Raw genomic sequence first — 13,994 nt, 5'->3', positions numbered from 1 at the left:
TAACGTGATTAACGCATTGGAAATCAAACATGAGCAACAGCACTTTCTTTTTTGGTGATTGGCAAATTAATCCGCAAAGTAACAGTGTTCAATCGGGTGACACAATCCGCACCCTTGAACCTAAAGCCATGGATGTATTACGCCTGCTATGCCAACACCAAGGAGAGGTACTCACCCCAGACGATATTATTCGTCAATGTTGGGGTGACATTGCCATTGGCGATAATCCGCTGCATAAAGTGATTACCCAACTGCGTAAAGCATTAGGCGATCAAGCATCTAATCCGCAGTACATAGAAACCATCCGCAAACGCGGTTATCGCACCATCGCCAGTGTTGAATTTCCTGTTGGTCACCATGCTAAAGTCACCCCTGCACAATGGCAAGGCGCCTCGCCTTTTCCGGGCTTACGTGCATTTGAAACCAACGACTCCAGCGTATTTTTTGGCCGAAGTGAGCAAGTTAACACCTTATTAAATCGCATCACTAAACAAGTTGAATTCGGCCGTGCCTTCTGCTTAATCCTCGGCCCCAGCGGTACAGGTAAATCATCGCTCATTAATGCCGGTATCATGCCTAATTTGATGTCCAAAAATGGCTTTAACGGGGTTGGCGTAATTGATAATGCCAACCTAGATTTAGCCGATGTGACTAAAGACCGTTTAATTATCGATATCGCCAGTGCCATGCTCGACTGGGAAATCAATGACCAAGCGGTGTTTACCGACTGCAGTGCCGAAATGCTGGCAAACACATTGCAAAACAACATCAATGCCGTTATTGAATATTGTCAGCTAGCTTTAGCTAATCATTCATCCATCAATGATGACAATACCCCAACATACAGTCGGCCCCATTTTTCATTGTTTATCGACCGTTTAGAAATCTTATTAGCATCGCCATTATTTACCGAATCCGAACGCAACAATGTATTAGATATCCTCGAAACCCTTGCGGTTTCAGGGGTAATATTAATTATCAGTGCTTGCCGCAATGACTTTTATCCTCAGGTAGTAAGTCACCCTAGCCTAATGGCAGGCAAAGCCAATGGCTCACATTTTGATTTATCCGCGCCAACTCGAGCAGAGCTGATGCAAATGATCCGCTTGCCGGCCAATGCAGCTAATCTTACCTGGACACTCGATCCCGATACCGCAATGCCGCTGGACGAAATACTTTGCAGTGACGCCGCCTCAAACCCTGATGCTTTGCCCATGTTGCAATACACCTTGCAATCATTGTATTTGAACAAAGATGATGACAACCAATTATTGGTGTCGGTATACCATTCGCTTGGGGGGATTGAAGGCGCCATCGGTAAAAATGCTGAAGAAGTGCTAGGCCAATTAAGTAACAGCGAACGCGCTGCACTGCCGAAAATACTGTCGATGTTAGTCACCCTCACCGAAGATGAAAAATCAATCACCAGCAACACTGCCCGCTGGAGCGATCTCTGTAGTGATGCCGAGATAAACCTCGTCAAAGCCATGGTTGATAACCGCTTGTTTGTCTCGCATCTGCAACACGATCAAGCCTGCTTTAGCATTGCCCACGAAGCGCTATTAAGGCGCTGGCCCCGTGCGACAAAATGGATAACCGATCACAGCGACAGTTTAGCGATTAAAAGCCGTTTACAGCATCAATCTAACCGCTGGCTGGCCGAGTCAAAGAGTAATGCTTATTTACTGGCAGAAGGCAAACCATTAGTAGAAGCAAGTACATTGCTCGATAACCAATTGTTTAGTTTAGAGCCTCAAGAGCTGGCACTCATTCAAGCCTCAACCAAACAAGCCAACATCGGCCGCTGGCGCCGCCGCGCAGTTATGCTAGCACTTGTGGCACTGACACTCATTTCGGTCGCCATGAGTATTCGCAGCATTGAGGCCGAAACCCAGGCACAACAAAAACGCCTTGCGGCAGAAAACTTACTCGGTTTTATGGTCGGTGAGTTCGCCGACAAAATGCGCGGCATTGGCCGCATGGACTTGCTCGATGGGATCAGTAACAAAGCACTGGAATATTTCAGCGATTTTTCGGCCGACGATGCCAGCTATTTAAGCTTTGAAGCGCGCTTTCAACACGGCCAAACCTTAGAAGCCATGGGCGAAGTGGCTTATTCTCGCGGCAATATCGACGAGGCCCACAGCGCCTTAATCGCCGCCCGTGAGCGCATGCTGCCGTTACTCGAAATGCAACCGCAACACCTCAGTTTACTCAAAACCTTAGGTGCCAATGCTTTTTGGCTCGGCCAGCTTGAATACGATCAAAATGATTGGACAGCGGCACAGCCTTGGTTCGAACAGTATTTAACATACAGCCAAACCATGTATCAATATGCACCAGACGATAACGATGCGCTAATGGAATTGTCCTATGCGCAAAATTCTCTTGGCTCCATATACATGAAGCAGCAAAACTTTACCGATGCCCGTGAGGCATTTGAGCAATCATTACAACTTAAACTACAACTGTGGGATAAAGACCAAACCAATAGCCAGCTGATAGCTGATATTGCAGATACTCGCTCATGGCTTGCCAGTGCAGCGGTTTCGCAAGGAGATGTTGTTGCCGCAATAAAAATACATCAACAAATTCAAATAGAGCTTGCCAACACTGTACTAGAAAAACAACCTTATTTACTTGAGCGATCATCAAGCAGTTATGCTCTGCTGGCTAAATTATTAAATTACCAAGGTCAACGCCAACAAGCTTTTGAGAAGGCACAGCTTAGCTTAGCGGGGATTACCAACGCCCTTAAACAAGACCCCAAAAATGATATTTGGAAGACCCAACAATTTTATGCTTACCTTGATATGTTGGCATTTAGCCCTGATCCAATTGAACAGGCCACTGAATATAGTATTGAATCGTTAGCAATTATACTTGATACAGATATGACCCTAGTCACATCAACTAAGAAAAATGACCTATGGGCTAAATATCAGCTGGCGGCGGCAAATTATTTAGCCTCTCAAGGGCGGTTGTCAGAAAGCCTTGTTCATACGCGCCAGGCCATAATCTTTTTTAGCCAATTAATCACCGAATTCACGCAAAACACAACTTATCCGGCAGGGTTAGCTCAGAGTAATATGTTAGCGGCTTCATTACAGACATCCTTAGGAGAGTCACAGCAAGTTAACTCACTGTGTCAGCAATCAAAAGCGCTACTCGCCTCTATTGTCGATAACAACAGCTCCCCTCAGTATACCATTCCTTATGCTCAAGCCCTCGACTGCCTTGGTGAACTTGATCAGCAGCTTGACTTGCTACAACTATTACAACAATCGAACATAGCCGATTATAGGTTTAATCCTAAAATAAAAACCCTAAACCCTAAACCCTAAACAAAAAGTATGGAGAATATGATGTCAAATACCCAAGGCCAAGCAACATTTTTTAACCTCACCGTTACCCTAGGCGAAAAAGAAGAGCCAGTATTGACCTACACTAACCTTGACGGCTCACCTGTGTGTGGCAATGTGGTCATTAACCAATACAGCACCATCTCTTACCAGCTAATTGATAAAACCGGTAAAGGACTAAAATTTGTTGGTGCGGCGTTTACGACCCCATTTGACGGCATCATCGATGCGATTACCATCAGCAGTGATGGCACATTGATTCAATTAACCGATTTAGATGAAACTCCCGGTGACACAAAGTTTCAGTTTGTGCTGTCTAACCGCGCTAATACCTTATTGTTACTTAGTCCTGATCCACAAATTGTTAATCGCCCAGACTAAATATTAAATACATCTAATATTAAAGCTCAGGGCTATCCCTGAGCTTTAATATTGTTCAGCCTGATAAACTAACCAATAGCATAACGATTGCTAAAATGGCTGGTATTTATCCAGTTGCGATATCAACAGTGGCCGCATAATGAAAGATAATAAATGACTTTTCACTTTATGATCTGAGTTGTTGTGTTCGATATGTTATCCAGTAATAAAACCCTACTTGGGCTTTCCTTTTGCCCGTTCACTGGGTATAAAACACCATTATTGTCCAACAGCGCAGCGAGCAAACTGCTGCTAAATAACGCTCTAAACACTAGCCAATGACGGCCCAATATCTGTCACAATCACAAGCAAATATTGCCGTACAACAGGCTATTCCCGCTAAGAATATTGTCGATTCCAGGGAGGAAAAACCTAAAACTCAGCAATAAAATTAAGTCGCATCTCAGGTACATGCAACATAATCCACTCAATCACAACACATTGACAAAATAAAATTTGGATTTAATAAGTTACAAATCAATAAGTTAAAATCAGAAGATTACCGAAAGGTTAAAAGCTCCCATTCCTAATAGAGTGTTTGACATCAACAAGGGGTTACCAACACCAAACGCTTGAGGAAATGCACCATGTTTACCAATGATAAATTAACTGAACTCAATGACACGATTTCTCGTGTGACTAAATTAACAGACTCATTGTCTAAATATCCTAACGCGGTAAAAATACCACTGCGTGTTGAAGCTGAAACCCTAGCCGACTCGTCATCGACAGCGGTGATGTTTGATGCCACTTTTGATGCCACTTCAGCAAACCAGAATGGCAAAATGGCTGTAGTAGATAACTTACAAATTCGCACCTTACTCAATGTGATTAACGCGATTTCAGAAGCGATATTTGTGATTAACTCCGCTGGCGTTATTGAGATGATTAATCCGTTAGGCGCTAAATTATTCGGTGCCCCAGCTGAAATGTTAATTGGTCAAACCTGGACCGATTATCTACAAAGTCCTTTTAAAGATGAGTATCAATCTTTATTTGACCTGTGGAACAACGCCAGCGATCAAAGCAATAAAGTGACTCAGTTTAACCATGGGCCTAAAGAAATTATCATTAACCGCGCCGACAGCACGTTGCTCGAAGCCGATTTATCATTGTCATGTTTACCGTCAATACAAATAGGCTCGGAGCCATTATTTATTGGCATTATGCATAACCTGACTTCGCATAAAGCCGAATACAATAAACTGCGCCACTTAGCGCATACCGACAAATTAACCGGTCTTGCCAATCGACATGCTTTTGATGATGCCCTGCAAACCAACTGGAATGACAGCATTAATCACGACCAACCGCTGTGTTTAATCATTATCGATGTCGATTATTTTAAAATATTTAACGATCAGTTTGGCCATGTTAACGGTGATAAATGTTTGCAAAAAATTGCCCAAGTACTGGCAGACGTGCTCCCCTCTAACAATGCCATGGCTGCCCGTTATGGTGGCGAAGAATTTGTGGTTATTTTACCTAACAGCAACCCGTTAACAGCAGAATATATAGCTAAAAACATTCAACGCCGTATTAACCAGTTAACCTTTACCGACATAGGTTTACCTGCACAAACTAAAATCAGTGTTAGCCAAGGCATCGCCTGTGAACGCAGTGGCCAATACCGCACGCCAACCGCACTGGTTTGCGCCGCAGACACAGCACTTTACCGCGCTAAATCAACCGGCCGTAACCGCATCAATATGAGTAGCTAACGCTAACTGAATAGTAAGGTTAAGCACATGCTTGGTAAGCAGCAATACCACTGTTTGCATTGGCTTGCTGAGCCAGTTGATACTCAATAGGCGTGGCAAAGTGCCCATCCCAATGCTGTAATTTAGGCAACATGAGCCGATGCCATAATGGCGGAATAAGCGCAATAACAAAGGTACTAAGATAGCCACCAATCATTTGCGGTGCCTGTGGATATGGCAATAATTGATGATAAGGCAATTGCCCTTGAGCATGATGATGCGAATGGCGGGTTAAATTAAACATCGCCCACGAACTCACTCGTTTATTTGTATTCCAAGAATGGTGCGCCTGTACTGGCGAATTAACGGCTCGCACTAAGCCATAATGCTCCATATAATTAACTATCTCCAAGGTCGCTTTAGCCCATAACCCCATTAGCACAAAAAAGCTTAATCCCTGCCAACCCGCCAGCCAGAACACCCACAGCATAATGACTAAGCTCATGGCATAGCCTCTTAACGCTTTATTATGCCAACTCCATACAGCAAGCTGCTTACGCAACAGCCTTTGGCGTTCAATATGCCATGCACTTATGTTGCCTTTAATGGTCGATATAACAATGTGCGCATAGACATTACGACCACGAGGCGCAGTGGCGGGATCGTCCAAAGTACTGACATATTTGTGATGCCCATACACATGCTCAATGGCAAAGTTAGCATCAAAGCTAAATGCCAATAACCAGCGACCAATCAATAATGACACCGGCTGCCAAGTTCGATGAGTTAATTCGTGCCCAGTAATGGTGGCCATTACCCCAACCACTAAGCCCAAATAAATCACCATCACCCCATACTGAACCACGCTGGTATTTTCACGCGCGAGTAACACATCATAACCACTAAGACTGCTGACCCAAGCCCCATATTGACCAATATCTTGACTGGCAAATTGCCAGCAGCACACAAATACCAACATCACGGTTAAGGGCAACGCCAGCCATAACTGCCACGTCAGTAAAGCTGTAAAGCGATAGCTTGGCGCTTGCACATCATCACCAAATATCATATCGCCGCCTAAGTACACCGCTACCCAAATGGCAAAACCCATACTAATGTACGACTCACCTAAAGTAATACTGGCAATGGCGATCAGCGCCATAAGGTGAAGCGACATAAACTTAAGGTACTTAAACATTAACATCTCCTCACTCTTGCGGTTCATCAGCCAACTGACACTGAAGCAGATTAACCTTAATATTGACAGCAGATATTGGCATGCTTTGACACGCCAAAATCATTCCTTGAGCGATTGCTTTGGCTGACAGCACATAAGCACTGTCGGTTAATTGTTTAACCTCACCGGACACTAACTGGCACCGACAAGCGCCACAACTGCCAACCTGGCAATGATGGGGAAAGGCAATATTGGCTGCCAGTGCCGAAGTTAAAATAGTGTGTTTTACGCTGGCTTGCTCAACCACAAGGGCGTCATTAATGGTTAAGCTCACTGCTTTGGCGGTAAACATCGACAACATATACAGTCCTTTAAAGGTTAAAGGTTTACTTTACGCCAGCAGACAAGCTAGCAAAGAGGGGGAAATGGACATAAAGGGGTCATTAATAGACAAGCACCAACAAATCCGTTACAACTGATAAACAGGATTGCTATAAAAGCCATTGATAAGGATGCTATGCAGCCACTGCCGATTTTTTACTTAAACCAAGTTTACCAACAGCTGCGCCAGTGGGACTGTAATGTTAATATCTGGCTAGCTCATAATGGTATGACACTTGAGCAATTACAAGACCCGCACTATCAAGTAAGTTTTGATGATTATCAACGCCTAATCGCCTCTGCCATTCACCTTTCGGCCAGACCAGACTTAGGTTTACATGTGGGTAATCGTATCGGTATTAACACTCATGGCATGATGGGATTTGCCATGCTTAACAGCAGCACTCTCAAACAAGCCATTGAGACATTAAAGCAGTTTATTAACACTCGTACGCCGCTGGTTAAGATAAGCATCCACGAAACGACCAAGGCTTTGGTTGTTACCCTTGAAGCAGTTCAACCACTGGGCATGATACAGCAACCCTATATGGATGCTCTTTTAGTGACCCTGACTAAGTTATTACAACAACTCACGCCGCAATCGTCGCCATTATGCCAGGTGAATATCAGTTTTGCGCCACCCAGTTATTGGCAGCAGTACGCAGAATTATTTAAGGCTCCGGTTCATTTTAATCAAGCTAAGACCCAGCTAATGTTAACCCTAGCATCAATGACACAACCTCTTGATATGGCCGACCCCAGCTCATTTATGCAAGCTAAACAATGGTGTATTAACGAACTTAAGCAGCTTAACGGTCAACAAAGTTTGAGCGACAAGCTATACCAGTATTTACTGCAAAGCTCGGTGCCATTGCCAAGCTTAAGCGACACTGCAGCGCATTTTCACATGACACCTCGCACGGTACATCGCCATTTAGCCCAACAGCAAAGTAGCTATAAAAGTATTGTGGCGTCGGTCAATCATCAGATTGCCAAGCACTACTTGTCACAATCTCAAGGCAGTATTAAACAACTTTCCTATCAATTAGGCTATGTGGATGTGGCTAATTTTCGACGAGCATTTAAGCGCTGGCAAGGTACCACGCCAAGCGAGTACCGCATGCAGCAAAAAGCACACCCTGCAATATGAATGTTAAGATGATAAAGTCTGGGTTGCTCATATGACTTGAGCAGCTTAAAACCTATGCTGATATCTTTTAATGTAAATAATGATCAATAAAAAAACCCTTTTTTAATTTGGCTACGTTTACACTCTTAACAGACCCATTTAAACCTGTATTTTCACAGCATTAAGCTAACCATTAGCGGAGTCATCAATGAATAAAACTTTACTTACCAGCATTATCTCTGGCGCATTATTTACCTTAACCGCCAGCAGCAGTTTATCCACGGTGCAAGCGGCCGAGCTTAGTTTCGCAAATATTGAAACCGTGGGAACCAGCACCATAGAAGCGTCTGCAGACATGGCTATCATCAATGTTGAAGTATTAGTCGAAGCCGATAGCGCTAAAGCGGCTAAAGATCAAGCCGACCAAGCGGTCAGCCAATTTATGCAGCGTTTACTCAAAGCGGGTGTTGATAAAAAACACATTCAAAGTGCTAATTTGCAACTCAATCCACAATATATGTATGTGCAAAATGAACCCCGTAAGCTAACCGGCTATAGCGCAAGTCGCCAAATGACAGTCACAGTAGTGGATCTGAACAGCTTAAATGAATTACTCGACAGCGCTTTAGTAGAAGGCATTAATAACATCAGCAATATACAGCTAAAATCCAGCAAAGAAGCCGATATTATTGAGCAAGCACGCCAAGCTGCCATTGTGGATGCCAAGCAAAAAGCGCAATCGTTAGCCAAAGGCTTTGGTGAAGAAATTGACGGAGTATGGCAGGTGAGATACTTTCCGCAACAATCAAATCAACCGGAAATGTACCGCGCCAGTATGAAAGTAAGTTCCGATGTCGCGCAAACTTATCAGCAAGGCCAAGTGACAATTAGCGATAGAGTCGAAGTGGTATTTAAACTGAAATAACCACTGTAATAGCCACAAATACAACGGCAACAAATACTACAGCAACAACAAACAGGCTCAACGGCATCCGTTGAGCCTGTTTCAATTTAGCGCCAGCGAAACCATTAACGCATCCAACTGTTTAACATACAGAACAGCAATATAAAAACCTCACCAAACTCGTCATACCAACAAGTTAAAAAATACTCCAAGCAATTGTTTAATAGCAATTAAATTTATGAGTTTTATTTATCTTCATTAAAAATGATCTAGGTCACAAATGAGTATCGCCCAGCAAATTAAACTGGCTACATTGTATATGGCTATTGTAAATGGCTGTTAATACGACTAGGGAGGCGAGAAAAAAGTTATCAAGATGGACCTGCATGACTGACAGTTCTCCCCTCTATAGACACAGTCGATCTGCGCTTTGGTCGCTCAATAAAGCCCTCATCGTCGTATTCTCAATGGCAGCAAAACCTAGCCAGTGACTCAACCAATTAGAAGGTATTGCAATGATAGATATCACTATCGACGGCATATCGTTATCGCTGCCTCAGGCAGATAACTTATTAAAAGCTGCCACTGACGCCGGTATTAATATCCCCAGCTTGTGTGATTTCTCCCACAATCAAGCCAAGCAGCACTGTAACTTATGCCAAGTACACATAAAAAATAATGATGGCAGTTTACGATGTGTTCGCGCATGTGAAACGTCGCTTGAAGCGGGTTTAGAGGTGATAACTCGGTCGAGCGCTTTAAGCAAAATCCGTCAAGATGCACTTAAGCATATTCTCAGCGACCATTTTGCCGATTGTGAAGCCCCTTGCCAAACTGCCTGTCCTGCGGGCGTTGACGTGCAGTCTTATCTGTATCATATCGGCAGAGGTGAGCATAAAGAAGCGGTCAAAGTCATCAAAAAAACCTTACCTATGCCACTGTCAATTGGCCGTGTCTGCCCTGCTTTTTGTGAAGCCCAGTGTCGCCGAGGGCTTGTTGATGAACCTGTGGCGATTCGCCAATTAAAACGTCATGCCGCAGATTTAGATTTACATGATCTAGAGTCTTATGTACCACCAAGAGCACCGGCAACCAATAAGCGTATTGCCATTATCGGCAGTGGCCCTGCGGGGCTAACTGCCGGTTATTATCTGTCTAATAATGGTCACGATGTCACGATTATGGAATCAGCAGCCAAAGCGGGCGGCTGGTTACGTTACGGCATCCCAGAGTACCGCTTACCCAAAGACATTCTGGATAAAGAAATTGAACTACTCACTCGCAACGGACTTAAGATACAAACTGGCGTAGAACTCGGTCGTGACATCAATCTACACGATTTAGTCGCCAATTATGATGCTGTTTGCCTCGCCATTGGCGCACAAAAAGCGGTGCCAATGAATTACCCTGGCAGCGATTTAGCAGGCTGCTATTTGGGTGTCGACTATTTACGCGATTATTGCACCAACAAGACATTAATCACTGGCAAAAAAGTCGCCGTTATTGGTGGGGGTAACACCGCAATTGATTGTGCCCGAACCGCTGTGCGCGATGGTGCTGATGTGACCTTAATCTATCGCCGTAGCCGCGATGAAATGCCCGCAGAACCCTATGAAATAAATGAAGCCGAGGTCGAAGGGGTTAAGTTTCACTTTCTTACCAATCCAATTGAAAACCACAGTGATGACCAAGGCCGAGTCAAGTCTGTGACGTTTGCTAAAATGGCGCTCGGTGAGCCCGATGCATCAGGGCGACGCTCGCCTAAAGCCACAGGTGAAACCTTTGAAGAAGCTTTTGATACCGTTATTGCGGCAGTATCTCAACAGGTAGATTTAGACTTTTTAGAGCAACCAGAAAACCAAATCGACACCGGTCACCTTGCCCTCACCCACTGGCATACTTTTCTTGGTTGTGAGCAAACCATGTCTGCTGGAGTGGAGAAACTGTTTGTTATTGGTGATTCTCGCACCGGCCCAGGAACCGCCGTGGGTGCGGTGGCCGATGGCCGAAAAGCCGCTGAAGCAATTGAAGGATTACTCACTGAGGGGTTAACCTGTCATTTACAGCCTCAAGATTTTAACTCCACAAAAGCCGATAACACGGCGTCATTGTCTGCTGACTTGTATCCCGACACCGTTAAACGTTCGCGACTAAAAATGCCTGAGCTAACGCAATTAAATCGCGCACTGAACTTTGGCGAAGTTGAGCTAGGCTTCATTGCCGATGAGGCAATAAAAGAAGCTATGCGCTGTTTAGAATGTGCTTGCCAAGCTAATACTGCTTGTCAGTTACGTGACTATGCCACCGAATATAAAGTCGATGGCAAAACTCTAGACCAAACCCAGGCGCGTAAATTTAAAGTCGATAACAGTGCACCTTTTATTACTTTTGATGCCAATCGTTGCATCAGTTGCGGAGCCTGTATTGACGCCTGCCATCAGCAAAGTGGTCATAATGTTATCGCTTTTGAAGCCAATAGCTATCAAGCACTTCCTGACGCTACAACCGCAGGCATTAGCCGCAACGCCCCTCGTGTTGGCTTTACTGCGTCGATGAATGACAGCGATTGTGTGCAATGTGGTAACTGCGTACAAGTCTGCCCCACTGGTGCTTTGGTTGATGCCCGCGATAAAACCCAAGGCAGCGATAGAGCGTTAACCAAAACCTCAACCGTGTGTACATATTGTGGCGTTGGTTGCCGGGTTGAACTGCATGTCGACCAAAGCAAAAATCACGTTATGCGCGTCACAGGCGATACTCACTCACAGGTGAATGAGGGGATGCTGTGTGTTAAAGGACGCTCTGGATTTGATTTTTTAAACAGCCCTAAACGTCTTACCACGCCATTTATTCGTAAAAATGGTCAGCTACAACCCGCCACTTGGAGCGAGGCCATTCGCTATATTGCCGAGCAACTGCAACCGATTAAAGATGCCACTGGGCCAAGCAAGTTTGCCGCATTATCTTCGGCTAAATGCACCAATGAAGAAAACTATTTAATGCAGAAATTGACCCGCAGTATCATGGGTACCAACAATATAGATCATTGCGCGAGACTGTGTCATTCATCATCAGTTGCCGGCTTATCCGATACCCTTGGTGGCGGGGCCATGACCAATAATATTCCCAGTATTAAAGACTCAGATGTGATTTTTATCATCGGCTCGGATACCACCAGCGCCCACCCTATTATTGCCTCGCATATTAAACGAGCCGTCAATCAACACGGCGCGCGCTTAATTGTGGCGGACCCAAAGAGAACCACTATCGCAGACAGCGCCCATTTATATGTCTCACATAAACCGGGCACAGATGTGATGTTACTCAATGCCATCATGCAGCAAATTATCATCAATAACTGGCAAGATATGCACTACATCAATAGCCGTATTGAAGACTATCAATTGCTTAAGCAAGAAGTGATGAAGCCCGATTATAACTTAACCAATGCGGCGTTAATTACTGGTGTAAGGGCAAAAGATATTGCCACTATGGCAAAAATGATCGGCACCGCAAACAAAACGGCCTTGTATTACGCCATGGGCATCACCCAGCATACCTCGGGTTATGACAACGTGGTGTCTACCTCTAACTTACAACTACTGTGTAGCAATATTGGCGTCAATGGCGGCGGGCTAAATCCGTTGCGCGGCCAAAGTAACGTTCAAGGTGCTTGTGATATGGGTGCCTTACCCAATTATTATCCCGGCTATCAAAAAATTAATGACCCGATTCATCAAGCTAAGTTTGCTAAAGCTTGGGGCAATACTTCGCTTGATCCAAACATAGGATTAGCAGCGACAGAAATCATGCAAGCTATTGTCAAAGGCAAAATCGATGCACTGTATGTTTTAGGTGAAAATCCAGTGCTAAGCGATCCGGATCAAGCCCATGTGATCGCCGCACTATCCAAAATCAAATTTATGCTGGTGCAAGACATCTTTTTAACCGAAACCGCCCAAATGGCTCATGTGGTATTACCCGCAACCGCCTTTGCCGAAAAAGATGGCCATTTCACCAATACCGAACGTCGGGTACAACAATTACGGGTGGCGTTAACCCCACCAGGAGATGCGCTGGTAGACTGGAAAATAATCCAAATGATTGCCAATAGCCTTGATGCAGACTGGCATTACCACAGCACCAAAGATATTTGGCAAGAAATTAATCAGGTTACCCCGCAATACCAAGGGTTAACCTGGCAACGCCTTGAACACAAGGTAGATGGTTTACAGTGGCCGTGCCTTGATGAAAACCATCCTGGCACACCGATTTTACACACAGAGACATTTTTACGCGGCAAAGGCAGAATGATCCCGGTGAGTTACCGTCTCCCTGCCGAAATGCCCGATAGCGAGTATCCATTAACCCTGTCAACAGGCCGTTTGTTGGAACAGTTCCATACTGGCACCATGACGCGCAAAACCCCGGAACTGGATATTAAAGGTGCGCCCAGAGTGATGATATCGGTTTTTGATGCCGAGCAATTGGGTGTCAATAACGGTGATATGCTAACACTGAGCACTCGCCGAGGAGAAATAGAGATAGCCGCCTTTGTCACTAAGCGAGCTCAGGTTGGAGTATTATTTTTACCGTTTCACTTTGCCGAAGCGGCAGCCAATAAGCTGACCATCAATGCATTAGATCCGATTGCTAAAATCCCTGAGTATAAGGTGTGTGCGGTTAAAGCAGAAAAGTCACTACGGCCAAGTACGACGAGCTTGGCCTAACCGCTAGTGTCTTAGTGAATTAAAGCGCAGAACGCTTTAAAAGCAAAAGCCTAGATCGCTGCGCTGCTAGGACGCTACGCGGCGAGATCCTATAAAATCTTAGCAGCGAAGCGGCCCTAGCAGTGACGAAGTCACGCCCTAGCAGCGAAGCGACCCTAGCAGTGACGAAGTCACGCCCTAGCAGTGACGAA

Annotated in this window: 8 protein-coding genes; 6 read left to right on the top strand and 2 right to left on the bottom strand. The window is 44.8% G+C overall.

Annotated features, from left to right (window positions below; all coding sequences use genetic code 11):
• Positions 1-29: 29 nt before the first annotated feature.
• From H5114_RS08340 to H5114_RS08330, 3 genes are all read left to right on the top strand, one after another.
• Positions 30-3,344 carry a winged helix-turn-helix domain-containing protein gene (locus tag H5114_RS08340; protein WP_182722677.1) on the top strand — a complete coding sequence of 1,105 codons (3,315 nt, stop codon included), beginning with the start codon at positions 30-32 and terminating at the stop codon, positions 3,342-3,344.
• Positions 3,345-3,365: 21 nt separating this feature from the next.
• On the top strand, positions 3,366-3,743 hold the full coding sequence (locus H5114_RS08335; protein ID WP_182722676.1) for a DP-EP family protein: 378 nt from the start codon (positions 3,366-3,368) through the stop codon (positions 3,741-3,743).
• A 626-nt stretch (positions 3,744-4,369) separates the two neighbouring features.
• Positions 4,370-5,503, top strand: a complete 1,134-nt coding sequence (locus tag H5114_RS08330; protein ID WP_182697510.1) for a sensor domain-containing diguanylate cyclase — start codon at positions 4,370-4,372, stop codon at positions 5,501-5,503.
• A gap of 19 nt (positions 5,504-5,522) precedes the next feature.
• Here the strand turns inward: H5114_RS08330 and H5114_RS08325 are convergent, their stop codons facing one another.
• Both H5114_RS08325 and H5114_RS08320 read right to left on the bottom strand, forming a co-directional pair.
• Positions 5,523-6,680: an alkane 1-monooxygenase gene (locus tag H5114_RS08325; RefSeq protein ID WP_220492498.1), complete on the bottom strand. Its 1,158-nt coding sequence runs from the start codon at positions 6,678-6,680 to the stop codon at positions 5,523-5,525.
• A 10-nt stretch (positions 6,681-6,690) separates the two neighbouring features.
• On the bottom strand, positions 6,691-7,020 hold the full coding sequence (locus H5114_RS08320; protein ID WP_182722674.1) for a 2Fe-2S iron-sulfur cluster-binding protein: 330 nt from the start codon (positions 7,018-7,020) through the stop codon (positions 6,691-6,693).
• Positions 7,021-7,176: 156 nt separating this feature from the next.
• On the opposite strand from H5114_RS08320, the gene H5114_RS08315 reads away from it, so the two are divergent.
• From H5114_RS08315 to fdhF, 3 genes are all read left to right on the top strand, one after another.
• Positions 7,177-8,190, top strand: a complete 1,014-nt coding sequence (locus tag H5114_RS08315; RefSeq protein ID WP_182722673.1) for an AraC family transcriptional regulator — start codon at positions 7,177-7,179, stop codon at positions 8,188-8,190.
• A gap of 187 nt (positions 8,191-8,377) precedes the next feature.
• A complete protein-coding gene (locus H5114_RS08310; protein ID WP_124015534.1) occupies positions 8,378-9,094 on the top strand; it encodes an oxidative stress defense protein in 717 nt (238 codons plus the stop codon).
• A gap of 494 nt (positions 9,095-9,588) precedes the next feature.
• Positions 9,589-13,803 (top strand): formate dehydrogenase subunit alpha, encoded by a 4,215-nt coding sequence (gene fdhF / locus H5114_RS08305; protein WP_182722672.1) that lies wholly within the window; start codon positions 9,589-9,591, stop codon positions 13,801-13,803.
• Positions 13,804-13,994 lie beyond the last annotated feature (191 nt).

This window comes from Shewanella sp. SR43-8, from assembly GCF_014163775.1.
In the GTDB taxonomy this organism is placed as follows: Bacteria; Pseudomonadota; Gammaproteobacteria; order Enterobacterales; family Shewanellaceae; genus Shewanella; species Shewanella vesiculosa.
The sequence above is the reverse complement of the archived record's forward strand: the minus strand, read 5'-3'. Positions and strand labels throughout refer to the sequence as shown.